Origin of the sequence: Lewinella sp. 4G2 (assembly GCF_001625015.1) — a bacterium.
Lineage (GTDB): Bacteria > Bacteroidota > Bacteroidia > Chitinophagales > Saprospiraceae > Neolewinella.
Genome location: NZ_LVWJ02000011.1, coordinates 261,469 through 285,728, shown reverse-complemented (window position 1 = coordinate 285,728; position 24,260 = coordinate 261,469). Strand labels below are relative to the sequence as shown.

Sequence of the window (24,260 nt, the reverse complement as noted above, 5' to 3'; positions counted from 1 at the left end):
CTATCGTGATGATCCCTACCGGGATCTTTAAACCACCGAAGCACCGCAGAAAGTACTGCGGTGCTTCGGAAGATTGTCGGCTGGGCGGTGGTTTACTCTGCTACTTCTTCTTCGAGGAGGCTATGGTAGAATTCCACGCTCGCCGCGGGGGCTTCTTCACCCTGTACGTCGAGAACGGGAATCTCGAGGCCTTCCAGCAGGCTGGCATTGTGCTCGTTCAATTCTGAGGTGCCTTTGATGACGGCATCGGCGTACTTGAGGGCGCCGGCGTGCACGTCGGGCTTGTCGCCGTTCATGAATGGGGCCAGATCTTCTTCGGAGAGGGCGTTGATGGAGGCCTTCATGGCGAAGTCCTCATCGAGGTTATCCTCGGCGCCTTCCTGGTAGAGGCTGTACACAATCTTGCTGTCCTGGAACAGGGGCTCGGTCGCGTAGGCTGTGCGCAGGTAGAAGGGGATGAGGGAGGTCATCCAGCCGTGGCAGTGGATGATGTCTGGCGGCCAACCGAATTTCTTGACGGTTTCGATCACGCCCTTACAGAAAAAGATGGAGCGGTCGGCGTTATCGTCGAAGTACTTGCCAGCCTTGTCGGTGTGGACGAACTTGCGCTTGAAGAAGTCTTCGTTGTCCAGGAAGTAGACCTGCATGCGGGTGCTTTTGTCCTGGAGGGAAGCCACTTTGATGATCAGGGGGAAGTCATTGTCGTCCACGATAATGTTCATGCCGGAGAGGCGGACAACTTCGTGAAGACGGTGGCGGCGTTCGTTGATCGTGCCGTAGCGGGGCATCAGCACGCGGATTTCCATTTTGTTACGCTGGAGGTGTGGGGCGAGGGCCCGCACGGTGGTGGAAATGTCCTTCGCAATCGTGTAAGGCTCCATTTCCTGGGTGACTACTAGCACCTTTGTCTTACTCATATTAATGTCTGTGTCTATACAATACACCGGGGCCGGTTATACCAAAAATTGGGGAGTTCCGGAGCGTGGCTAAACGCAAATTTACAAAATTTTATCCGGACGGACTATCTTCGCGGCCCCTTAGGAAGTCCACCAACGGGCTACCTGCCTAAGCGTGTGTACGTTACCTCAATGTGTGGCCGCTTTTGGGCGCTGCCGCGGGTGCCAAGAAATAGGCAAGCAAAATGGGACCTACCGTCCAACCATAAATACCAGCTTTATCCATGCGGACCTTCCCCACTGCCACCGGACTACGGACTTATTTGGACGGACTCCCCAATGATCAAACCGTAGCCTACGTTCCGACGATGGGCGCCCTCCACGCCGGGCACATGGCCCTGATCACTGCGGCCCGGGACAGCCACGACGTGGTGGTGGCCAGCATCTTCGTCAACCCCACCCAGTTCAACGAAGCGAGCGACCTGGATACTTACCCCCGCACCCCCGAAGCGGATGCAGACCTGCTGCAGCTTCACGGTTGCGATGCCCTGTACCTACCCGCCGTGGAAGACGTATACCCATCGGACTACGAAGACCGGACATCTCGACTGGATTTTGGCCCCCTCGTCGCCGTCATGGAAGGCGCGAACCGACCGGGGCATTTTGCCGGGGTGGCACAAGTGGTTTACCGGTTATTGGATATCGTCCGGCCCACCACCCTCGTACTGGGGCAGAAGGATTACCAACAGGTGGCAGTCATCCGTTCCATGATCGAGCAATTGGGAGTGAAGGTGGATGTCACCGTCGTCCCCACCGTCCGTGAACGGGATGGATTGGCCCTCAGCTCCCGCAACCGCCGGCTGAATGATGCCGAACGCCTGGCCGCCGGGACCATCAACCTCCACCTCAAAGCCGTCGCCGCCGGTCTGACTGCCGGTTGGGACCCTAAGGAATTGGAAAAAACGGCCTTTCGGGAGATGGCCCACCACGAACTACTCGCCCCCGAATACGTAAGCATCTTCGATGGTGACACCCTTCAGCCCTGGGCCGCGGATGCTCCCGTCCGGGAGTTGGTCGTGGCCACGGCCGTCCGTTGCGGCCCCGTCCGGCTGATTGATAATTTTATTGTCCGGACAAGCTTTTAGCCAACCCTTAACAAATTGAGGTGTTGCCTTCGCGGCCGTTTCGACGTCCTAAGTGTACCGATTTACTTTTTTTGACCCCACCAGATTGCCGATTTATGCTGATTCAGAGATTCAAAGGAAAGATCCACCGCGCGACCATCACGGAAGCGGACCTCAACTACGTGGGCTCCATCACCATCGACGGCCTCCTGCTCGACGCGGCCGGCATCATTGAAGGCGAAAAAGTACAGATCGTCAACAACAACAACGGGGAGCGGATCGAGACCTATACCATCCGTGGTGAAGAAGGGAGTGGGATCATTTGCCTAAACGGCGCCGCCGCCCGCCGCTGCCAGGTGGGGGATGTCGTCATCATCATTGCCTACGGGTATATGACTGAGGAGGAAGCGTTGGCGTTTGAGCCGAAGATTGCGTTTCCAGATGAAGACAATAGAATTTAGACTTTAGATTTTAGACACACAACCCTCTAATATCTAACTTCTAAAATCTAATATCTATTCATAACGCAACGACTCAATCGGGTCCAAAGCCGCCGCTCGCATCGCCGGGTAAAGCCCTGCCATCAAGCCCACGATAGTACAGGTAACCAGGGCCAGACCAATCCACACCCAGGGGACGATGAAGCTTCCGCCCAGCACGAGTGCGATGACGTTACCCGCCGCAACGCCAAGGATGATGCCCAGCACACCGCCGATCTGACAAATGAGGATGGCTTCGATCAGAAATTGTAGGAGCACGTTGCGTTTGGTGGCCCCGAGGGCTTTGCGGACGCCAATCTCCCGCGTCCGTTCGGTCACGGAAACGAGCATGATGTTCATCAGCCCAATGGCCGCCCCCAGCAGGGTAATGAGGCCGATACCGAGCGCCGCTGAGCGTAGCGTAACCGTGTTTTCTTTGATGATGCTGACGAGGTCAGAACTGTTCTTGACTTCAAAGTCATTCTCCTCCCCGGCCTTCAGGCGGCGGACGCCCCGCATCGTGAGGGTCGCTTCGCCCATCGCCGCGTCAACTCCCGTAGGATCGGGAATGGCGATAAGGATATCGTAATTCGTCCGGCTGGAGCCGTAGTAGCGTTTGGCGGTTTGAAGGGGAATGATGAGCCGGCGATCCTGGCTGGCGTTCATCGAACTGCCCCGGCTTTTGAGGGCGCCGATCACGGAGAGACGGAGTGGCCCGGCACTGATTTCCTTTCCGATGGCTTCCTGAGGTTTGCCGTCGAAGAGGGCGTCCACGAGGTCGGAAGCGATGACGACGAGGTTGCCACCTTCTAGTGCTTCCTTTTCGGTGATGTTGCGGCCGGCCTCGATCTCGTACCCTTTCGTGTCGAGGTAGTTGGAGGTGGCGCCGAAGACACTGACGTTGGGGTTCGTCTCCTCCTCACCGTATTTAACGACCGTAGCCCCCGTAGCGAAGTTGCTTACACTGATCTCGGCCGGGTACTGGTAGCGCTCCTTGAATTCCATCGCCTGGTCGTAAGTGAAGGGGTCCGAGCGTTTCTTGACGCCCCGCCGCCCCTGCCGCCGCCCGCCACTAACGGTGGTGCTGACGCGCTCGATCTCAATCGTATTCGCCCCCAGGCTGGAGAGATTGGAGGACAAGGAATAAATGGCCACGTCAATCGCCGTCAGGATACCGACGAGCGCCATGATGCCCACGGCGATGATGAGCGTAGTGAGCAGCGCGCGCAAAAGGTTGGCGTTAACGCTGCGCAGGGCTACGCGAAAATTTTCTAGAAGACCCATGGGGGTGAAGGTACGAAGGCCCCGGAAGCGCACGGGCCTTAATCGACGAACGGGCGGATGGGGTAGAGGAAGAGCTCTAGGATTCTCGATTGGCGAATCTCGATACTCGATTCTTGATTTGCTCTGCGCTACTTCGTGGTCATGATACTCGATTAGCGATTGTCGTGCCTTCACGCAGCCATTGGAATTTTACTTATGATCGAAGTGTGGCGAATCCCTGCAACCGCTGCATTTGTTGCGCAAAGAAGTGAAAGGCGGAAGAGATGGATGAGAAGAAAGGGGCTGAAATCTCCGATTTCCTTACGATTGCTTCCGCATCTACATAATCCCACGTTTAGCAAACCCATCATTTAGCAAAATTAACCAAGCCCGTTCCCTCCCCAACCCCCAACCACCTACTTTTGCCAACCATCCTGACCTGCTGTCCATTAGCCGAAAGTCTCCAGACTCCAGACTACAGACTGTAGACTCCAGACTATTAAAATGTCTTTAAAGCAACTAGGCGGCGAAACCATCATCTACGGACTGGCCAACATCCTCCCCCGGTTGTTGAACTTCGTCATTTTGGTGCCTTTCCTTACCGCGGTGATGGTGAGTGAGGACTACGGCGTGGTCGGTGACCTCTTCTTCTGGATTGCCCTGCTCATCGCCCTGCTCACGTTCCGGATGGATACCGTCGTGTTTCGTTTCGCCAGCCGGAAGGAGTACGACGCGCGGGCCGTCTTCCGCAAGGCGCAACGCTTTGTCGTCGGCGCCGTATTGGCCGTCGTGGGTACTGGTTTGTTACTCGCTGGCAACGTGGCGGAATGGATGTCCTACCCCGATCGCGATGTGTATGTTGTCCTCTTTTTACTGACGGTGGCCTGCGATTGCCTGAGTGCCGTCCCGTTGGCCCGTTTGCGGCTGGAGCGGCGGGCCTGGTTCTTCGTCTTCGTGAATCTGGGCAACGTCCTCCTGCTGCTGGCGCTGGTTTTTACGTTACTACACTTCTGGCCGGAATGGGGTACGCTATTCGGCGTCGCCTACGAAGAGAGTTACCAGGTCGTCTACTACATGGGGGCGATCGCGGTGGCGGCGGCCTTTCGATACTTGCTGTTGCTCGCTGACGGCCTGTGGCGCTACCGCAAGCGCAAGACCGATTGGTCCAGTTCCCCAAATTACGGCAAGATGTTGGCCTACAGCGCGCCGCTCACTTTGGTGGCTGTGGCCGGGGTGTACAACGCTCAATCCGGCCTGGCCGTCATTAAAGAATTTTTCGGGGACGACGTGACGAGCAACCTTTACTGGACGGGCCAGTTCTCCGCCGCCCTCAAGCTGGCAGTGATCCTCAACCTCTTCGTCACGGCATTCAATTACGCCGCCGAGCCCTTCTTCTTCCGCCAGGCGGGTAGCGACCTGGCTACGGCGGACCGCACCATTTACGCCGACGCCGCCCGCGCCTACGCCATCGTCGGCACCCTGGTTTGCGCCGGCATCCTCGTCTTCTTACCCTGGCTCAAAGACTTCATCGGCCGCGACCTTCAGGAGGGGCTTTTCGTCCTACCCTTCATCCTGGCGGGTAACTTTTTTCTCGGCCTTTACAGCAATTTTTCCATCGCCTACAAGCTCACGGACAAGACCTATCTCGGCGGCATCATCGCCTTTACCGGCAGCATCATCTGTGCTGCGGTGGGCATCGGTTTCATCGGGGAGTACGGCATCATCGCCCCCGCGCTCGCCATGCTGGCCTGTTATTTAACGATGTGCGTCCTCGCCTGGTTGGTCACCCGCCGGGTTTTTCCGGTCCCCTATCCACTTCTCCGCATTCTCCTTTATATCATCCTCTCCGCCCTCACCGTGTACGGGGCGCTGTCGCTGGATGCAGGTTTAGGGGCAAGAATCGCGATGTTCGCTGCCCTGATAGTGACGTACGGTGCCGTAGAGTATAAATGGCTCCGTTCGGTGTTGAGGACATGATCAAAATAGTAACGGCGTACGCAGCGCTCAATTGAAAGACCAACTACGAAGCAAAAACGGCCGAATCACTGTATGATCCGGCCGTCCGACGTCTAAAATCTAACGTCCAAAATCTAACGTCTAGTTAAGCATCTGCGCTCCGCCCCTCCGGAAAGGGAATGGCCAGATCCTGCCCGGGGAAGATCTTGTTCGGATCGTCCAGTTTGTCGGAGTTGAAGGCGAAGAGTTCTTTGTAGGCCATCACGTCACCGAGGTATTCCTTGGCGATGAGGGAGAGGCTTTCACCTTTCTCCACGGTGTGGCGGGCGTAGACGGTCTTATTAGTGACCTTGATGTCTGCCTCGATGTCGCGGGCCTGTTCGCCGCCAACGCGTTTGATTTCGTCCCACATCTGGTCTTTCTGGTGCTGGTATTCCACCGTTCCGCCGATGCGGAGTTTGCCGTCGGCTTCTTCTACGTAGCCATCGCGGGCATTGAATTTTTCGCCCATGTTCAGGACGCTGCGGTACTTGTCTTGCAAGCTCATAGAGTATGGTTTTGCATAGGCAACGCACACTTCCCCCCATGGTTCGCCCGTAGCGTCCGGCTTTAGCCGTACCCGCCAGCGAAGCGCAGCGTCCGTAGTTACGGCTTCAGCCGTAACCTAGCCAGCCCACCACCCGAAAAGACGGCTTTAGCCGTACCCGCCAGCACTATACCGGTAGGGACGGCTTTAGCCGTACCCCAAACCCGTGCCCAAAATATTTACCGCTCCTCCACCGCTTCCCGCTCCCCACCAGTCTTCAAACTAATCACCTGTTCCACCTCCCAATTCGCCCGCAGAGGCTCCACTTCAATCCTACGCACCTCCTCCGGCTGCCGTCCAAACAAGAAATCTCCCGAATCATACCGGTTGTTCTCATTGGAATCATACAACAGTTCCACCGTGTACGTCCCCGGCTTCAGTCCTCGGTACGTCACATCGTACGCAAAACGCTTCTCAACGTAGCGCCGCGTAGCGATCAACACCTTATCGTTCTGGACGAGACGCAGAATGTAGTTCGAAGTCGGGTCCAGATCCGTAAGCTGGAGAGCGAGGGAACCGTACTTCTCCTCCTCATCCGCCGTGAATCGGGTGACGATGGTATCCGTATTCACGTTCCCCACCCAGTCCGTCAAAGCGCCCGGCAGGAAACTCAGTTCGTAGCGGGAGCTGGGGTTGAACTTCCGCTGAAAAGTGATCCGCCCGGCTTGAGTGGAATCCAACGCATAAGTGTAGGGTAACCGCGCCGTGAAGGTGTCCTGCGTAAGTGATACCAAGCTGGTGTCCAGCCGCTCCAACGGCCGGTCCAGCAACACCTCGATCCCATCTCCAGTAAAGATTCGGCTGCCGGGGGAACGCAGGAGCCTGAAGTTGCGGACTACCGCCCCGGGCTGCCCCTCCATCACCACCGTATCCACCCGCTCCCCGTTGCGGACGGCGAAAACAGTATCCACCGTAGGCGTCCGGTAGAATAGGGCAATCGTATCGTTCAAATCCTGCCGCTCGTAGTCACCGGAGTACTCCAGGTCGACCAGTTCGGCGGCTTGGTTCACCGTCAGGCGAATGACGCCGTTGACGGTCATATCCACCGCGTTGATCCGTACCGGTTTTTGGATGGGGGAGAGGCGGATGGTACCCACTTCGTTGGTTCCGTCTTCAATGGTAATCAAGGAGTCCACGAAGCCGGCAGATTGGGGTTGGGCGTAGCCCTTCAGGTCGTAGAAATAGTTGGTCGCCGACGGGTTTCGCTGCAGGGCCACCGCTCGGTAGGTGCCCGGACGGATATTGTACACCGTAAACTTCCCGTCCTCATCCGTCTGGGCGAAGTAGGTCGGGTTTTCCGTGGTCACCGCCGTATCCGCGAGGTTGCTGAATAAGGTGAAGGTCCCGTTTTCGATCGGCTCCCCGGAGAAGTCCGTCACCAGCGTACCGGAAACGGTGGCCGAATCGAGTACTGGCCCTGTGGCAAAAACGAAGCGCAGGTTATCCGTGGGGTTTCCCTCGTTGAGGTCCTTGATCGCTGCGTCGATGTTGACGACGTAGGTAACGCTATCCCGCAGCTCCAAACCTTCTAAATTAATGACGAGGCTACGCCGGCGCAATTGAGGGCGGTTTAGCTCCCCCAGCTCCAGGGGTGGGGAGATCAATATGGGTTGCTTAGGGTCGATCTCCACCCATTCATCGAAGGTCAGGACGATCTCTTCCGGCCGGAAGTTGGTCTGAAAGTTCGGGGTGCTTTCTTCCACCACCAGGACGGGACCGAGGCTATCCCGCGGTCCTCCGGTCGGTGCCGTCGGGGTCGCACAACGCTGCAGGCCGAGGAAGGGCAGGCAGAGAAGTCCTAAAAACAAGAAAGTGGCCAGCAGCTTGGTGGGCATTGGGCGAAGGTAGAGTTTTAGTTATTGGTTGGCTCCGGGGCGGGTTCGTGCAGGATCCAGTCCTTTTCGCCCCAGGTCCAGGGGGTACGGCCGAGGTCCACCTCCGGGTCGATGTAGGGGTGGCGGCGGCGGCCGTTGAGCCTCACCTTGAAACGGCCGCGGACGGCAACATCCTTTCCCTGGTCCGCATAGAGATCCCGCAAATGGTGGGCGTACTGGAGGATCATATCCGGGTGGGTGGCCATTTTACGGGCTTGCTTGGGGTGGAGGCTGTCCCGGGGAGATACCCTCCATTCTTCCCCCGTGGCTTGGTCCGTCAGTTGGTAGTAGCCACTTCCCTGTTTGCTACGGAGCATCATCCGCCAGCTGTAGCGGTGGCCTTCTTCCGTCCAGTTGACGTCGTTGTTGAAGGCGTGGTTGCGGAGGGGGAGGAAGATGTTTACGGCGAATAAAAGGATCAGGAAGGCGGCCACTCCCACTCGGTACTGCGGTTGGTCCTGCCAGAAGGGTCTCGTCCCTTGGCTGGCGTCTCGTCCTGTAATCCGGGCTTGCCACCCGTCCCGCCAACTTTGCACCTGCGTCCGCGCCCAAGTCCAAGAAGCGTGATCGGCGATCCAATCCACCAGGCGTTTTGGCCAATCAGGTGCAAAGAAGAGGCTTGTCAGCACCATACTGAGGTAGGGGAATATGCCGATGTTGAAGATGAGGTGGTTGGTGGCGTGGAAGAAGAAAAGCAGGCCCAAAGCCACCCAACGTAACGTACGGTGGCACAGGAGGAAACCCGCCGTGAGATCGAGTAACATACCACCCCAGGCCATGACGTAGGCGGTGGTTTTCTTAGCGAAAATTGGACCCAGCAGGGGCATCTCCCGCCGGTTTTCGAGCCACAAATGGAGGGGCATTGCCTCGATGAGCCAGTCGTAATTGATCTTGTTGATGCCGCCGAAAAAATAAACGACCCCCATTAGCGCGGGGAATAAATACACGCTCCAAGCGGGCGCGACGGGCGACCAATCGGCCGGGTTTCGGCGAACGTCCAAGGAAAATTCCCGCCAGGCCGGCGTCAGACACAGCAGCCAGGCCAGGACCATGAATAGGTAGGCGTGGTTGAGGTAGTGGGCCTTTTCGAGAAAGAAGAGGTAGCTGAAAAACAGGGCGAATAACGGCGCCGTAACCCGAAATCGCCAACCGACTGCGACGGCCAAACCCAGCAAAAAACCAACGATGAAAAAGAGGGACAGGAAGGGTTCCGGAAACGGGTGCACCCACTCAAACCCAAAGTAGCGAAAGGTGAACCCGCTGAACTCGTCCAGGTACCAGTGATAGTAAATCCCGTTGCCCAAAATATCGCCGCCACCCAGCAGGCCGAGGGCGATGCGGAGGAAGACTAGGGTGTGGATGGGGGTGGGCCGGTAGATTCTCGATTCTCGAGTCTCGATTGGCGAGGACTGATTGGCTACCGCACTTGACATGAATCCGCTTTGATTGAAGCGCGTACTTAATTGGACATGGTACTGTTGACTACAGACTACAGACTATAAATGCCGTTCCGCATGGTAAGAACTCCGAACCAATGGCCCGCTCTCTACGAAGTCAAAACCCAGCTCCATCCCCATCGCTTTGTAGTGCGCGAAGGTGTCGGGCGTGACGAAGGAGTCGACGGCCAGGTGCATGGCGGTGGGTTGGAGGTACTGGCCGATGGTGACGACGTCCACCCCAACTTCGCGGAGGTCTTTGAGGATCTGCTCGACCTGGGCTTCCGTTTCGCCGAGCCCGACCATGAAACCGGTCTTCGTGCGTTTGCCGTATTCCTTGATGCGGCGTAGTTCTTCGAGGCTGCGGTCGTACTTGCCCTGGGGCCGGACCTTGCGGTAGAGCTCGCGGACGGTCTCCATGTTGTGGCTCACCACTTCTTGGCCGCCGTCGATCATCCGGTAAAGAGCGTCCCAGTTACCACGGACGTCGGGGATCAGCGTTTCGATGGTCGTATTCGGCGTGCGCTCCTTGATCTGTACGACGGTCTGGTACCAGATCTCGGCGCCGCGGTCCTTGAGTTCGTCACGGTTGACGGAGGTGAGGACGGCGTGCTTGACTTGCATCAAATCGATGGCTTCGGCGACGCGGCGGGGCTCGTCGGTATCGTACTCCGTAGGCCGGCCGGTCTTGACGGCGCAGAAGGAACAAGAACGAGTGCAAGTGTTGCCGAGGATCATGAACGTGGCCGTGCCGGCGCCCCAGCATTCGCCCATGTTAGGGCAGTTGCCGGACTGGCAAATGGTGTGGAGATTGTACTCATCCACCAGCGCGCGTACCCGCTTGTAATCCGGCCCGATGGGGAGTTTGACCCGGAGCCAGTCGGGCTTACGGGCGCGTCCTTTTTTATCGAGCTTAACGGGAGCGGCGGCTTCCGTTTGGGGCCGGGCGTTGGTTACGGGCAGGTCGATCATCTATTGGTTGCGGTTTGTGGGAAGACAAAGGTAGGGTAGGTTTTGTTGCCCGGTACCGAGCTCCGAACGATGGAATTAAGAAATGGAAAGCGCCGCATCATCCAGGGGACGAAGCGGCGCTTTTGGACTATTATATATCGCTGAATCGATTACCGACGTACGACGATGCCCGATGCAAAGTCAGCTAAGGTTGGGTCCGTATCAATCTGGACCAGACTGCCGTTATCGCCAATGCGGTAGCTGAGCACTTCGTCGGAACCAATCGTTACCGCGTAGAGGTAGGTGCCTTCCCGGTTCTGCCCGGCGTCGTGCACGATGGTGGGCGCAGGCGTTGTCTGCCCACCATTGGTAATGGCGAGGTCATTGCCGGCCAGCGCCAGGCTACTGATGTTGCTGGAAGCAGTGTTGGTCGCAAAGACGTTACCAGTCCGGCGGTTGGCTGAGATCCAGCAGGTAGCGGTTTCCCCGAGTTCGGTGGGGCCGCTGAGTAGGCGGACGGTGCCGTCGTTTCTGAGGCGGTAAACGCTGGCGGTGCCGAGGCCGTCGTTGCCGCCGGCCGCTTCGGAAACGATGGTCCGGCCACTGAGGAAGTCAAACCCAAACGGGGTGTTGTTGGCCGCCGTGAGGAAGCTCGGGCGGCTGAGGCGGCCGGCTCGGTTGACGCGGTAGGACGTCAATTGATTCGTGGCCTTCTCCGTTACGAGGAGGGCCTGACCATTGGGTTTGAAGCTGATCTGCGCCGGCGCCGTACCCGTGCTACTCAGTGGGCGGACGCTGTTGTTCATCTGGCGCAGGCGGCCATTGCGGTTCAGGCGGAACCCTTCTACGTTATCCGTACCGGCGTTGACGACGTAGATCACGTTTTCATAAGCGGTTACGCTAACGGGGCGCTCACCCTGGGTGGCGATTTTATCCAGAAAGCCAAGGCTACCATTACGGTTGACGCCGAATACCGTTAACTCGTTGGAGCCGGCGTTGATGGCGTACAGGAGGTTACTGCGGTTGTCGAGAAATAACGCACCCTGGTTGGCGAGGTTATCGTCGCTGCCCTGCCCCTGCGTCCGGAACCGGCCGCTTTCGGTGAGGGTGCCATCGTCGGCTGCATCGAAGACGATCACTTCGTTGTCAACGACGCTGTTGGTGAGGGTGTAGACGGTGGTACCCCGGCGGTTGGTCGTATTCTTTTGGAGCGCATCACCCTTAGCGGCGAACTGCTCTTCCACCATGGCGGCGAGCTCAGCGGAGGAAACGTATTCGTCGGCGTCCAACTTCAACATTTCGGCGTCTTCGGCCGCGAAGTCATCGACCAGGTCGAAGCTGGCGGAATCATCAATGGTTTCGCTGGGGGTAACGAGCTGCTCTTCCTGGCAGCCGACCAGGACCAAACCCGCAAGTAGGAGAGAAAAATAAGTTGAAAAACGGAGGGTCATCACGATTAGATTTTGGTTGATTAGTGAAGGTTGACACACCACCCAGCGCTAAGTGATGTACTCCCCCCTACTTCCGTTTCTCTCCTGAGGCTGCGTTGTGTTTCTCTGGATCGGCATGACTGTCTTGAGGCGACACGGGGCGGTCCGTTATCCAATTAAATCCATTGGAAACCCTATTCGCGCGCAGGCAGTAATGTGGTTATCTGCGCGGTGTAAGCCTGAAGGAATTTACTAATTCGAGATATTAAATCAATCAGTGACAGGGTAGTTACTTATTGATTTTCAGGTTCATACGATAAAAGGATATCACTTATGTGATTGCTTCCGGCGGGCCGAGATCGTATCCAGGGTACTCACCACTCCGTAGTAAACAATCGCCGCCACCGTCGCCCATCGCGCCCACGCCACCGGCTCCGGATAGTACCACACGTTGACTACCGCGGTAGCAATAAAGACCACCGTCGCCACGATCGTCAGTACCCACCAGCGGCCACCGCGGCTGGGGTAGGGGAACAGGATGGGTACGAAGTGGATGACCGCGAAGAAGACCGTAAGACCCAGCAGGACGGGCCAGCCAACGTCCGGAAAAACGAAGATGTAGGCGTAGACGACCATGTTCCACATCACTGGAAAACCGACGAAGTGCTTACCGTCCTCACTCACCATCCCATCCAACCCGTAGTAGATGGCGGCGGACATCAGCATACAAAAGCTCCCGATGAGGCGCGGCGTATCCGGCATGTCCACGGCCACGTAAAAGAGGTAAGCAGGCAGAATGGCGTAGGTGAAAAAGTCGATCACGTAATCAATCGTTTTCCCACTCACCCCGGGCAGTACCTCCTGCACGTTAGCCATGCGCGCAAACGTCCCGTCGATCCCATCAATCACGAGGGTAGCCAGCAACCACAGCATCGCCGCCCGGTAGTCTCCCGCCACCGTAGCCAGCAGGCCCATGAACCCCGCCAGCAAACCGGAAGCAGTAAAAATGTGAACGGACCAGGCGAAAATCTTCTTCATGAGCCACGAATATAAAACGCCAGACCCTGAAGGGGTCCCCCTTAACCCAGGGTCCCAAGGCCGCAGGCCGACGACCCTGGGAAAGGATGACACCTGATCTCGGTAAGGATAACACCAGATCTCGGTAAGGATAACACCAGATCTCGGTAAGGATAACACCAGATCCCGATAAGGATGAACCCTGATCTCCGGAAGGGATGACACCCGATCCCGATAGGACCACGAAGTAGACGCGAAGCGCATCACCAAGATAGCCCGGACCACGCAGTAGCCGCGAAGCGCATCAGACTGACCGAAGGTCAGGAAAGATCCCGGCGAAAAGAAGGTCAGCAAAGATCCCGGCGAAAGAAATGTCAAGAAAGATCCCAACGAAAAGAAGGCTAAGATAAAACCCCACAAAACGCCCCCCCTACAACAACAAATCCATATCCACATACTCCTCAATCAACTCCACCGCCCGCCGAATCTTCCACGGCGTCTTCAAATTAATCTTCACCTCCATCGCATTAATGCGCACCGCTGCCCCGTAAGTATCGAGCGGGCAGGACACGACGGGAATCTTAAACGCATCGAGAAAATCTACGTGCGTAAGCTCCGTATCCACCATGCCGGTAATCACGATACCGCTGATGGTGGAGCCAGGTAAGCCACGTTCGGCCAGGATCAGCTGCAGGGCCGCGATCGCCTCGTCGTAGCGGCGGTGACTGACAATGATGAGGAGGTTCTTCAGGTTCTCCACTTCCTCCTGCGCCAAAAGGCTGCCACTGGCGATGTTCTCTACCCGGTTATCCATGCGCTTGCGGTGCATGAGTGTCTTGCCGTTCAGGGCGCGGCGGATGGACGACATGATCGGGCTGCTCAGCTGCCGCTCGTAGGGCAGTACGCCGAGGAGGGGAATGCCCAGTTTCTTGAGGTAGATGTCCACGTAGTGCCGCACCTTTTCCAGTTTGCCGGGGATGCATTTGTTGACGATCACCCCACGCACCGGCACCCGCCGCTCCCGGAACATGGCCAGGTTCATGTTGAGTTTGTCGATCGTATTGCCGATGCCCCCCTCCACGACCATCACGACGGGCGAACCCAGGAGTTGGGCCACCTGGGCGTTGGACATATCACAAACCGACCCCACCCCCGGGTGGCCGGTGCCTTCGTAGATGACGAAGTCGTTCTCCGCCTGCAGCCGCCGGCTGGCCTTGGTGATGCCATCCGCAAAGTTGAAGCGGGTCGGGTCATCCAGGTACTCCGCCGTGACGCCGCGGCCAATGATGATGGGGCTGTGCAACTCTGAACTCAGTTCGAAATCCATCCCCCGCGAAAAGAGCAGCGCGTCCTTATCCACCTTCAATTCACCGAGTTCCACGAACTCCTGCCCGACAGGTTTGCAGTAGCTGACCTTGTGGCCCCGGGCTCGGATGGCCGCCATTAAGCCAAGGGTACAGGTAGTTTTCCCCACGTGTTGGGAGGTAGCGGCGATGTAAAGGCGGTCTAGCATAAGGTGGTGGGTAGTGGGCTAAAGCAATAAGCACTCATGATACAATTTATTCCGGCAATCCCCATGCGTGCTAGCTGGTGAGGACTAGCATACCATGCCAGCAATTGAGCTCAAAACTTCACTTTAAGTATTGGGCTGGGGGTGTCTTCAAGGCGCAAATAAGTACAGTTGTAAATATTTTTCCGGGGTGGGGGTAAGATTCCTAAATTGAAGACGATGTCCAAACACTTAAGCCTTCAATCTTTCACGGGACCCGGTCCGATTCGGCAGGGGACACAACGCATTTGCCATCATGAGAAAACTTTACACCATCTTCTTCCTCCTCTTGCTTTCCGTTGCCATGGCGGCGCAAGAACAGTTCCCTTTGCGCGACCTCTGCGCTCCCCTCGGTCAGGGTGTCATCGCTAACGTGACGCCGGAGTTTCTGGTCGGCCAACCCTACTTCGCGGAAGGCCCCGGAGGGCTCTGCTACCAGGTTGATCAGCAGGGCAACGTCTCCTTCAGCCGGGAGGCTACCGAAGAACGCTGTTGCGGTTTCACCGACACGTTCAACATCACTTTTTTTGATGCGGACCCCGCCGGTGGCGTTGGAGATCCGGTCGTGGTCCAACCGGTTGCCCTCACCATTAAGTGCCCGAAACCGGATTGCAGTCTCGTAGAACTAGACTTATCCCCACCAAACCCTCAGAGCGATGGAATGCAGGACGAAGACTGCCTCGTCGCCTGTGAAAACAGCTTCATCACCTACGTTTTCACGCCCGGTGAAAACGTTCAGTACGATTGGTCCGCTACGAACGGCGACCCATCCTACACGGATGGCTCAAACGAACTGCTAGTCGAGTGGGGCCCCGCCTCTACGGGCTCACTCTCGGTGGATGTGCTTGACGAAGATGGACAGCTACTGTACACCCGTACCTGGTGCGTAGAACTCAACCTGACGCCGGTCGCCGACTTTAGCGCGCCAACCGATGTCTGCCTCGACCAGGCCGTTTACTTCACCAATATGACCACCGGCCCCCCGGCCACTTACGACTGGGATTTTGGCGACGGCACAACGGCCCAAAATGTCGCTAACCCAAACCATACTTACACTACGCCTGGCCCCAAAACGGTAACGCTCTACGCCACCTCGGAGAATATCAACGCGGATGGCTCCCAGGGCTGTTGCTGTACCGATTCTATCTCCTACGTGATCGATGTCTCGGAAGACCCCGGCCCCGCCATTTACTGGATCTCTACCCTCTGCGAAGGCGACGAAAGCGAATACTGGACGGATGCCAAAAACTGCAGCACATACGACTGGAGTGTGTCCGGTAACGGTACCATCACCGCCGGCGCTGGGACGGACCGCATCACGGTCTCCTGGGGTGATGGCCCTACGGGTACGATCACCCTTGAAGCGTTGGGTTGTGACGACGAGTATTGTCCGGTCCCCTCAGTAGCCATCGTCCCCATCATTTCTGACGATGGGCCAATCGAAGGAGACGACTCCGTCTGCCCCGGCGTTACGGCTACCTACGAATTGCCTAAATGGATGACGACTGCCTACAGTTGGTCCATTAGTGGAGGTGGCACCATCAACGGTACGCCTACGGGCAACATCATGTCCGTTACCTGGGGCACGACGCCCGGTACTTACGTAATCACGGCCACCTACCAAAGTGATTTTCTGCAGGGCCTTCCCGGCCACGACGCGTCGGATTGTCAGGGCACGGCTACGTTTGAAGTCACGGTACTCGGCGACTTCACTGTGTTTGCTTCCCCAAACCCAGCTTGCGTGGATGGTACGACCTTCCTGAGCGCCACCAGTAACATCGATCCCAGCGCTAATTTGGATTGGGAAGTTCTGGGAGAACCAAGCCTTGCCGGATCCGGCTCAACGCACAGCATCAATTGGCCGGCCGCCGGCACCTACACGGTAGAAGTAACGGTAGATAATGCGTCGGACTACTGCCGCCCCGTGCAGCAAGTCACCGTTTTTGTGGAGGAGCAGTTGCTACCGATCATCACTGGTCCTTCCGAGTACTGCGTGGGCGATAGTGTGATTTTCGAAATCACTAACCCCGCGCCGGGCTACAACTATAACTGGACGGCCACTAATGGTGCCATCGTTCAGGGGCAGGGTGGGCCACTGGCGACCTTCGTGTTTTCTTCCCCCGCCGGTGCTTCCGTCGCGGTCTCGGGCCAGGATACTAATGCGCCCTTCTGCTTTAGCGAAACCGCTAGTGCATCACTGACGAGTATTGACTTCATTGGCTCACCCGCCATTACGGGCGACCCGGCCTGCACCAACGAAACGGCCATGTATTCACTCGATACCCCCCAACATCCAAGCGCCACGTACAACTGGTTTGTCGCTGACGCAGGTGCCGGGTCAGTAGTAAGTGCCACGGATGGGACTTCCTGCGAAATACAGTGGAATGCGGACGACGTAAGTACTTCCGTCATCCTGGAAATAACGGTGTGTGGGCAAACGCTCACCCTCTCCTACGCCGTCAATCTGCGGACTGCCGATACTCCCGTGATTACGCAGACCGGAAATCTTTGTAATGGCAATTCCACCCAGCTCAGCATCAATGCTGCGGCCTTCCCTATGGCTACGTGGAGCAACGGCGCTACCGGTTCGACGACTACCGTGACGACGCCTGGTAACTACCAGGTCACAACGACGGACGTAAACGGTTGTACCGGTTTTGCTAATTACCAGGTTTCGTTTTCCGGTGGCCCGTCGGCTGACGCTACCATCACTGGGGATAACGATATCTGTATTAGCAATACGCCCTATCCAGCGCCACCCGTACTGTCTGCCATTACGGATACCGGGGTGGACTTCCTCTGGTTCTGTAATAACGCGCCGCAGGGGACGGCCAGCCCGGCGAACAGTTCCTTCACCCATAACTGGACGGGTACCGCCGGTACTTTCAGCTACTACGTGCGCATCTTCGACGCTAACGGCTGTTTTGAGGATAGCGACCCTGTCCTCGTTTACGAACGGACTTGTGGGCCCAACCCTGGATGTGATGCCAGTGGGGTTTCTCGCATCCACGATTTAGTGGCTACCCCAGAGTCCCCCTGGTGCGATACGGTAAACGTTACGGCCACTTTCTCCGCGGACAGTGCGGATCGCCACGATTTCTACAGCCTCGGTAGTGACTTTAGCATCCTGAGCGCCGGTGGGTCAGTCGCCAGTGGTAGCACTTCCATTCGTATTCGCCTCAACGAAGTCGGTTGCTCCCGGGTGTACAGTACGGTCTACGACTCCTTGATCACCATGACCACGAGCGGGCCTGATACCGTCGTGTGTGGATTGACTGAGTTTATCGATATCTGCATCCCTCACCAAGCTGAATTCAGTTGGGAAGAGATTTGCGGTGAAGTATCCTTCTCCGACCGCACCCTTACTGCACCAGCTCTACTAGCTGGCCCTCTGACGTACACTTGGGCCTTCGGCGACGGTGCGACCGGATCCGGACCGAACCCCACCCACACCTACGCGATGAATGACACCTATACGGTCGTCCTCATTGTCGACGACGGCGGCTGCCAAAGCCGCTATGAAGAAACGATTACGGTAGATCAGATCGCGACGGCCGATTTCACCATCAGCTCCTCAACGGCATGTGCGGGTGAAGTGATTGATTTCACGCCAGCTGGCACCGGCCTGGTTTACTGGGAATGGGACTTTGGCGATGGCACCAGCCTAGTTTCGGAAATGGCCCAGAAGACCTATGATCCCCTCGTTCCTACGACTTACACGGTAGAGTTACTTACTGTCAACATAAATGGTTGCCGCGATAGCCTAACTAAAACGGTGACCGTGAACCCGCTTCCACTTGAGGATGAAATCGAAGCCAGCAATGGCTTGATCATCTGTGACGGTGACGAAACGGAGCTATCGGTTGATGACCTTCCCGGGCATACCTACGCCTGGTCCAACGGAAGCACCGATCCGTCCATTATGGTATCGACTGCGGGTACCTACGCGGTAACGGTGACGAATAGTTTCGGCTGTACCCGTGCCGTCGAGGGAGTAGAAGTACAGGTGGTACCCCTACCATCCGCCGGCTGGTTCGGTAACCCTTACATCTGTGGCATCCCTGGAAGCACCACCCTTACGGCTACGGCCAGCGGCGGCGAAAACGTCTTGTGGGAAGACCTGACCACTGGCCAGACCTCTACGGCTAACTCCATCACCATCGCAGCCAACGGCGCTGGGCTCCACCAAGTACAGTTGACGGTGACCAATCCGGATTTCGGCTGTACTTCGACGGCCAATTTTGACGTGACGGAAGAACCCCTCCCCGATGCTTCCCTCGCTCTGAGCGGAACGGGTTGTGAGGGTGACGATAACACCATCAGTATCGTTAACCCCGACCCTGAGGTCAACTATACCTGGAGCAACGGTGGCTCGGGCACTAGTACCACTACTACGTTGGCGGGGCCCATCAGTGTCGTCGCTACGCACTCCGTGACGGGTTGTTCCTCCTCGAGTAGCGTGGTCATCAATCCGCTGCCCGACGTTTGTAGCGTACCCTCCGGTTGCTACGAGGTCTGCCGCCCTTACACGATTTCTGGTCCTGACGGTCCGTACACCTACCAGTGGTTCAAGGATGGTTCGCCGTTCGCTACTACCCAATCCATCACCGTGGATATGGAAGGTATGTACCAGGTGTACGTAGAGAACACCTCTACGCTATGTGGTACAACGAGTGGTGAGCTCTTCCTCGAGGTGATCAACTGTGGTGACTGCGATGAGCTGGAAACGGTTGCTACGCGCGTATCCGCTTCCACTACGGATGAAGGCTGTTGTTACGAACTGGCCTACACTGACCTGCCGGCGGGTGCTTACCTCATTCAGGTATCCACTGCTGATGCGGATTTAGCTATCACTCCCGGATCCGTAAACCCAATTTTCGGATTCTCGTCTACTACGCTGGGTGGCGCCATTCAACTGGCGATCGATCCCGGTCTGGTTACGGAACTACCAACCAACCTGGCTGGAATCATGACCATTTGCCCCGAGAACATTACCGAGTCCCCCCAGGTCATTCTGATTGAATACCTCGACGCGGAAGGCGAAGTGATCTGTGAAGATGAAGTCGTCACGGAATGTGAGCCTACCCCCGACTGTGCGTACGTCGCCAGTGACACCCTGATCTGTACGGAGGACAAACTGGTCGTCTTCTCCGTCACCGTTTGCGTGCCGGCCGATGCGGACTTCCCCGTCAGCCACCTCCAGTTTATCGATCAGTCACCAGCCGCTTCCGCATTGCTCCCCTCCGGACAAAACTTCGCACCTGCGATAGCGCCCGGAACCTGTGAAACGCTGACCTTCCCCGCTACCGCGCTGCCCGCCGGCGAAGAGTTCTGCTACATGCTCGTCGCCCACAGCGCTGACCCCGACGAGGACCCTGCCGCACTTTGTTGCTCGACGAAAGAGAAGCGGTGCCTGGAAATCCCCGACTGTGACCCCTGTGATGATCTGTACGCGGAACTCGCCGAAACCGGAGAAGATTGCTGCTACGACATCTTCTTGTTCGATGATGCGGACAACTTTGATTTTGACGATGTCGTGCTCTGCCTCATTGACCCGAATTCAGGCGCTACCATCAGTGCCATCAATACGCCTGCGGCAGATTTGCAGGCCGTGACGAGTACGGATGGCCGGTCCATCAAAGTAGCGTCGACCGAAGGGGCCTTTCTGCCCGGCGGTAGCTTCCAGTTGCCCCGCGTATGCCTGGATGCAGGAACGCAGGCCGAGAACCTGCTGGAAATCAAATGGCGCATTAACGGTGAGGTCGTGTGCCGCGATACCGTTTCTCTCTTCTGCGAGCCCGATTGTGGTTACTTGACCCCCGAAGAAGTGTACTGCGAAGGCAACGTATACATCTGGAATGGTATACTGACCAATACTTCTGACGTTTCGGTGAGCGAGGCCTACATCGACTTCCCAGCCGCGCTGGATGCTTACGATCTGGAAATCACCTTCCCGCCGTTGGCTCCCGGTGCATCGACATCCATCTCATTCCCCATCGGCGTCCCCGCCCTGGCGAATGATACGATCTGCGTGGAAGTGATCCTGCACGAGACTACCGAGGATGGGCAAGACTTCCACCTTAATTGCTGCAAATTTGAAGCCTGCCTCGTAATGCCGGATTGCGCAATCACGGACTGTAAGTGCGAGCCACTACGCAACGATATGAACCAACTGTTTACGGTAGTGCAGCAGGGCAGTTCGCTGACTTATGACTTTACGGCGAATGCAGATTTTGGCTCTTGTGACGAAGTGTCGTGGGAAATCCGCCAACGCGAGCCGGTGAATCGTAATTTGGGTATCCTGGAAGGCAACCCCGCAGAGTTCACCTTCCCAGAGGAAGGGCTGTACGATATTCGCATGCGCGTCACGCGTTACAATAACGATCGAGACCGGTGTGATAGTAGCGTCCGCCGCCGCTTGGTTCGGATTTCCGGTGAGGACGATGGTAGCCAAGATGAAATTCTCCAGATCAGTGTCTACCCTAACCCCGCCCGCGAACAGGTTTATCTGGAATACGGCAAGTTGGCCACGGACGCTGATGATAACCGACTCGAGTTGCTGAATGGTACGAGCCAACAAGTACGTACGTTTACCGTTGGCCAAAGGGTTGATGAACGTGACGTCATATCGTTAGACCTACGCGGTCTCAAGCCGGGCGTCTACACCCTCCGCGGTACGCAAGCGGGTGAAGCCTGGGCGCGGCGTATAGTAGTCCAGTAGACTACCGACGCTGAGCACTTAGCTCGTAAATAAATTGCCCCCTTCAGTATTTCTGGAGGGGGCAATTTTTATTGGTGAATACGATGAGGAGAAATCAGTACAGATCCTGGCTCAGGTACCGGTCACCCCGATCGCAGATGATGCAGACGATGAGGCCTTCCTCGAGTGTCTTCGCCAGTTCTAAGGCCGCAAAAGTGGACCCACCGGAGCTCATGCCAGCAAATACGCCCGCTTCTCTCGCTAATCGGCGCATGGTGGCCACCGCGTCGTCCTGGCTGATGTCGATGATCTGGTCTACCACGCTTGCGTCGTAGATGGCGGGCAAAAAACCGGGGCTCCAACGGCGGATGCCGGGGATGCGGCTGCCGTCGAGCGGTTGTACACCAACCACCTGAACGTCTTCTGATTGCTCGTGCAGGAATCTACCGCTGCCGGTGATCGTCCCGGTCGTGCCCATGCTGGAAACGAAGTGGGTGATTTTACCGTCCGTATCCCGCCAGATCTCGGGGCCGGTGGTGCGGTAGTGGGCTTTCCAATTGTCGTCGTTGCCGAATTGATTGAGGAGCAGGTAGTCGCCGGTGGCCGCCATTTCCTGGGCGAGCTCGCGGGAGTACTCGATGGTTTTTTCGGCCGGGGTGAGGATGACTTCCGCGCCGTAGGCCTGCATGGTTTTTACGCGTTCCACCGTAGAATTCTCGGGCATGATCAGCGTGATGGGGATGTTGAGGCTGGCGGCGATCATGGCCATGGCGATGCCGGTATTGCCACTGGTCGCTTCAACGATGGCTCGGCCATCGGCCAACTCCCCCCGCTCGCGGGCTCCGAGAATCATCGAGAGGGCAGCGCGGTCCTTGACGCTGCCACCGGGGTTCTGGCCCTCCAATTTGCCGAAGATCTTGACCTGTTTGTTTTCCGAAAAGTGGGACAGGTTAATAAGCGGAGTGTTGCCGATCAGGGAAAAAAGCGCGTTCATAGGAAGCTATTCAAAACTGAGGTAGGGGAGAATTCCGGGAAGGTTGTCGTCCGTAAAAAGGCGGACACGGCGTAGGTCTTCCGCGTCACGGAACGGCCCGTGTTTCTCCCGAAAGCGGACAACGGCATTCGCCAGCTTAGAGTTGATGTTGGGGTGCTTTTTCAGCTCTCCGACATCAGCTTCATTGACGTTGATCTTGCGGTAAACTGGCCCCGCCGTCACGTAAGGCACAATGGCTTGCCAGGTAGAATCCGGGATGCCGTAGGTGCCAGCGGCCTGTTCCAAACTGTAAAATCCTCCGAGCGCATCACGGTAACGCAGCAACCGTTTAGCGCGGTAAGACCCAATGCCGGGTAGCGTCTTTAGTAGGGTAGTATCCGCGGTATTCAGGTCAACTGAAGCCGTTTCGGGCAGCGTAAATTTTGCGTACGTTCTGGGCGCTGCCGCAGGTGCGAGGGAAGTAGGCAAGACGATGCGCACGAGCGGAAGGACTAACTTTACCAGCCCCGTATCAAGACTTTTCACGCGGAGGAGATCTTCGGGCCGGCGAAAGGTCACCCGCCGGTCGCCGCGGTAAGCTACCAAACCCCGGGCCTGATACTTAGGGAAGCCGAGTAGCTCGAGACTATCGGCAGAGATCAGGTTCGGGTCGAAGGGAAAAGACTGTTTTAATGCCAGGGCCGGCGGGGCGGGGAAGCGGGCGTTGCGCAACAGGTTATCCCGTTGCTTGTCCTCCAGGAATTTTAGTCGAGAAAGTTGCCGCGCCGAGGTAAAACCATCCTCAATCTTACTCCGGTACTTCAGGTAGGCCCGGGCCTGGAAGGTTTGTAGGCCAAGACGTTCCAATTCAGCCTGAGTGACGGCGTTAGGGTCAAACGCAAAACTTTCAGCTCGGGTGGAAACTGGGGGCAAGTCATCCGTAGGGAGCACGGCCAAACCGATCAGTCGATCCTTCAACGCATCGTCCAGCGTGTATAATTTACTGATGTCTCCGGCTGATTTAAAAGCATCCGCCCGATCACCCCGGTACTTTATCCAGGTGGAGGCCTGTCGGTCCGAAAGACCCAGGCGGACGAGTTCTTCCTGCGTTACGGTGTTGGGGTTGAAGGGGAAGTCCTCCACCGGGAAGGTGAACTCCTGCCCGTCCCGGAGCGCCAACGTCGCGCGTAGTCCCCGAGCTTGGAGATCGTATAGTGTGGGGGTAGCAGGGGGGCGGAAGTCACCAACGACAAAGCCAATAACGGCGATCAGGAGCAGCACCACTAGTCCCAACCGTTGCCAGGCGGGGTAGAGGGGAGGGGACCCATTAGGCGCGGAACGGCCGGATTGTGAGGATGACTTCAAAAATGGGTAGGTAGGTAACCTTTAAAGGGGAAGTTCCAGGAACTCACAGAGGACGCCACCCATTAGAGCTAAACAGATCGTCCAGTAACCGATATGGATCGCAGCGTACTTCCAACCCCGCCGTTCAAACAAGGAATTGATGGAGACAATGGGTACTACCAAAAATACACTGGAAACGATGCCGTGCATAACGCCGTGGCCAAAGTGCAGGTGGCGGCTGAACATCCCCCATTTATCGTCCATGGCGTTAAGGTCCGTCCAGAGGGCGCTGGATTTATCCGCCCACTCGGGCAACATCCCGAAGATGCCGGAGAGCCCAGTTTGGTGCATGACGAGCGAAGGCAGGAAGGAGGCCAGGATGACGCCGTAGAGGTAAGCCAATCCGAAGATTTTCACCATGTTGGCGCCCTCCAGGTCAGCTTCAGTGAAATTATTGGCTTTCATCCACGCTTTGTGGAAGCCGATCGGGCTGTAGTAAAGGGCACCGACGAGCAGGGGAATCAAACCCACTAGGAGCAGTAGCCAGGGATTATTCGGGATCATGCTAACAATGTTTAGTGGGGTGGAAGATAGGATAAATCCTTTATCCGCGCGGCTTTGCGCTTGCTTGCTGTGGTTCGGCTCCACAATTTATTGCCGTCACTTGCCAGAACAACATTTT

General features: G+C 56.9%; 16 protein-coding genes. 4 read left to right on the top strand and 12 right to left on the bottom strand.

The features are described from left to right. Positions 1-92 precede the first annotated feature (92 nt). The gene (locus A3850_RS01225) at positions 93-917 is read right to left on the bottom strand and encodes a glycogen/starch synthase (RefSeq protein ID WP_068213173.1); all 825 of its coding nucleotides are present in this window, start codon (positions 915-917) and stop codon (positions 93-95) included. A 263-nt stretch (positions 918-1,180) separates the two neighbouring features. On the opposite strand from A3850_RS01225, the gene panC reads away from it, so the two are divergent. Together panC and panD are read left to right on the top strand one after the other, a co-directional pair. Further along, positions 1,181-2,041, top strand: coding sequence for a pantoate--beta-alanine ligase (gene panC, locus A3850_RS01220; RefSeq protein WP_068213171.1), 861 nt, complete (start codon positions 1,181-1,183; stop codon positions 2,039-2,041). Positions 2,042-2,136: 95 nt separating this feature from the next. After that, positions 2,137-2,481 (top strand): aspartate 1-decarboxylase, encoded by a 345-nt coding sequence (gene panD / locus A3850_RS01215; RefSeq protein ID WP_068213168.1) that lies wholly within the window; start codon positions 2,137-2,139, stop codon positions 2,479-2,481. A 54-nt stretch (positions 2,482-2,535) separates the two neighbouring features. Here the strand turns inward: panD and A3850_RS01210 are convergent, their stop codons facing one another. Continuing rightward, positions 2,536-3,783, bottom strand: coding sequence for an ABC transporter permease (locus A3850_RS01210; RefSeq protein ID WP_068213166.1), 1,248 nt, complete (start codon positions 3,781-3,783; stop codon positions 2,536-2,538). Between the two features lie 483 nt (positions 3,784-4,266). Between A3850_RS01210 and A3850_RS01205 the strand changes: the two genes are divergently transcribed. Then, positions 4,267-5,739, top strand: a complete 1,473-nt coding sequence (locus A3850_RS01205) for a lipopolysaccharide biosynthesis protein (RefSeq protein ID WP_068213165.1) — start codon at positions 4,267-4,269, stop codon at positions 5,737-5,739. Between the two features lie 124 nt (positions 5,740-5,863). Here the strand turns inward: A3850_RS01205 and A3850_RS01200 are convergent, their stop codons facing one another. From A3850_RS01200 to A3850_RS01170, 7 genes are all read right to left on the bottom strand, one after another. After that, positions 5,864-6,265 carry a LysM peptidoglycan-binding domain-containing protein gene (locus A3850_RS01200; protein ID WP_068213162.1) on the bottom strand — a complete coding sequence of 134 codons (402 nt, stop codon included), beginning with the start codon at positions 6,263-6,265 and terminating at the stop codon, positions 5,864-5,866. Between the two features lie 218 nt (positions 6,266-6,483). Continuing rightward, the gene (locus A3850_RS01195; RefSeq protein ID WP_068213159.1) at positions 6,484-8,139 is read right to left on the bottom strand and encodes a carboxypeptidase-like regulatory domain-containing protein; all 1,656 of its coding nucleotides are present in this window, start codon (positions 8,137-8,139) and stop codon (positions 6,484-6,486) included. 17 nt (positions 8,140-8,156) lie between these two features. After that, positions 8,157-9,611, bottom strand: a complete 1,455-nt coding sequence (locus A3850_RS01190; RefSeq protein ID WP_068213158.1) for an HTTM domain-containing protein — start codon at positions 9,609-9,611, stop codon at positions 8,157-8,159. A 63-nt stretch (positions 9,612-9,674) separates the two neighbouring features. Beyond that, entirely contained in the window at positions 9,675-10,586 is a 912-nt protein-coding gene (gene lipA / locus A3850_RS01185; RefSeq protein ID WP_068213156.1) for a lipoyl synthase, read from the bottom strand. A gap of 149 nt (positions 10,587-10,735) precedes the next feature. Further along, positions 10,736-12,016, bottom strand: a complete 1,281-nt coding sequence (locus A3850_RS01180; protein ID WP_068213154.1) for a beta-propeller fold lactonase family protein — start codon at positions 12,014-12,016, stop codon at positions 10,736-10,738. A 306-nt stretch (positions 12,017-12,322) separates the two neighbouring features. Continuing rightward, positions 12,323-13,033 (bottom strand): phosphatidylcholine/phosphatidylserine synthase, encoded by a 711-nt coding sequence (locus A3850_RS01175; RefSeq protein ID WP_068213152.1) that lies wholly within the window; start codon positions 13,031-13,033, stop codon positions 12,323-12,325. A gap of 409 nt (positions 13,034-13,442) precedes the next feature. Continuing rightward, positions 13,443-14,525, bottom strand: a complete 1,083-nt coding sequence (locus tag A3850_RS01170) for an AAA family ATPase (protein ID WP_068213150.1) — start codon at positions 14,523-14,525, stop codon at positions 13,443-13,445. A 292-nt stretch (positions 14,526-14,817) separates the two neighbouring features. Here A3850_RS01170 and A3850_RS01165 point away from each other — a divergent pair, with 292 nt between their 5' ends. Beyond that, on the top strand, positions 14,818-21,282 hold the full coding sequence (locus A3850_RS01165; protein WP_068213147.1) for a PKD domain-containing protein: 6,465 nt from the start codon (positions 14,818-14,820) through the stop codon (positions 21,280-21,282). A gap of 94 nt (positions 21,283-21,376) precedes the next feature. Here A3850_RS01165 and cysM read toward each other — a convergent pair whose 3' ends face one another. From cysM to A3850_RS01150, 3 genes are read right to left on the bottom strand one after another with little or no spacing between them, the layout of a single operon-like run. Then, complete coding sequence (gene cysM, locus A3850_RS01160) at positions 21,377-22,255, bottom strand: cysteine synthase CysM (RefSeq protein WP_068213144.1); 879 nt, start codon at positions 22,253-22,255, stop codon at positions 21,377-21,379. A gap of 6 nt (positions 22,256-22,261) precedes the next feature. Then, positions 22,262-23,599 (bottom strand): helix-hairpin-helix domain-containing protein, encoded by a 1,338-nt coding sequence (locus tag A3850_RS01155; RefSeq protein WP_068213141.1) that lies wholly within the window; start codon positions 23,597-23,599, stop codon positions 22,262-22,264. A 21-nt stretch (positions 23,600-23,620) separates the two neighbouring features. Continuing rightward, positions 23,621-24,142 (bottom strand): DUF1761 domain-containing protein, encoded by a 522-nt coding sequence (locus tag A3850_RS01150; protein ID WP_068213138.1) that lies wholly within the window; start codon positions 24,140-24,142, stop codon positions 23,621-23,623. Positions 24,143-24,260: the final 118 nt, after the last annotated feature.

Coding starts and splice junctions, on each gene's coding strand:
- A3850_RS01225 (WP_068213173.1), bottom strand. CDS start 917: ATGAGTAAGACAAAGGTGCTAGTAGTCACCCAGGAAATGGAGCCTTAC.
- panC (WP_068213171.1), top strand. CDS start 1,181: ATGCGGACCTTCCCCACTGCCACCGGACTACGGACTTATTTGGACGGA.
- panD (WP_068213168.1), top strand. CDS start 2,137: ATGCTGATTCAGAGATTCAAAGGAAAGATCCACCGCGCGACCATCACG.
- A3850_RS01210 (WP_068213166.1), bottom strand. CDS start 3,783: ATGGGTCTTCTAGAAAATTTTCGCGTAGCCCTGCGCAGCGTTAACGCC.
- A3850_RS01205 (WP_068213165.1), top strand. CDS start 4,267: ATGTCTTTAAAGCAACTAGGCGGCGAAACCATCATCTACGGACTGGCC.
- A3850_RS01200 (WP_068213162.1), bottom strand. CDS start 6,265: ATGAGCTTGCAAGACAAGTACCGCAGCGTCCTGAACATGGGCGAAAAA.
- A3850_RS01195 (WP_068213159.1), bottom strand. CDS start 8,139: ATGCCCACCAAGCTGCTGGCCACTTTCTTGTTTTTAGGACTTCTCTGC.
- A3850_RS01190 (WP_068213158.1), bottom strand. CDS start 9,611: ATGTCAAGTGCGGTAGCCAATCAGTCCTCGCCAATCGAGACTCGAGAA.
- lipA (WP_068213156.1), bottom strand. CDS start 10,586: ATGATCGACCTGCCCGTAACCAACGCCCGGCCCCAAACGGAAGCCGCC.
- A3850_RS01180 (WP_068213154.1), bottom strand. CDS start 12,016: ATGACCCTCCGTTTTTCAACTTATTTTTCTCTCCTACTTGCGGGTTTG.
- A3850_RS01175 (WP_068213152.1), bottom strand. CDS start 13,033: ATGAAGAAGATTTTCGCCTGGTCCGTTCACATTTTTACTGCTTCCGGT.
- A3850_RS01170 (WP_068213150.1), bottom strand. CDS start 14,525: ATGCTAGACCGCCTTTACATCGCCGCTACCTCCCAACACGTGGGGAAA.
- A3850_RS01165 (WP_068213147.1), top strand. CDS start 14,818: ATGAGAAAACTTTACACCATCTTCTTCCTCCTCTTGCTTTCCGTTGCC.
- cysM (WP_068213144.1), bottom strand. CDS start 22,255: ATGAACGCGCTTTTTTCCCTGATCGGCAACACTCCGCTTATTAACCTG.
- A3850_RS01150 (WP_068213138.1), bottom strand. CDS start 24,142: ATGATCCCGAATAATCCCTGGCTACTGCTCCTAGTGGGTTTGATTCCC.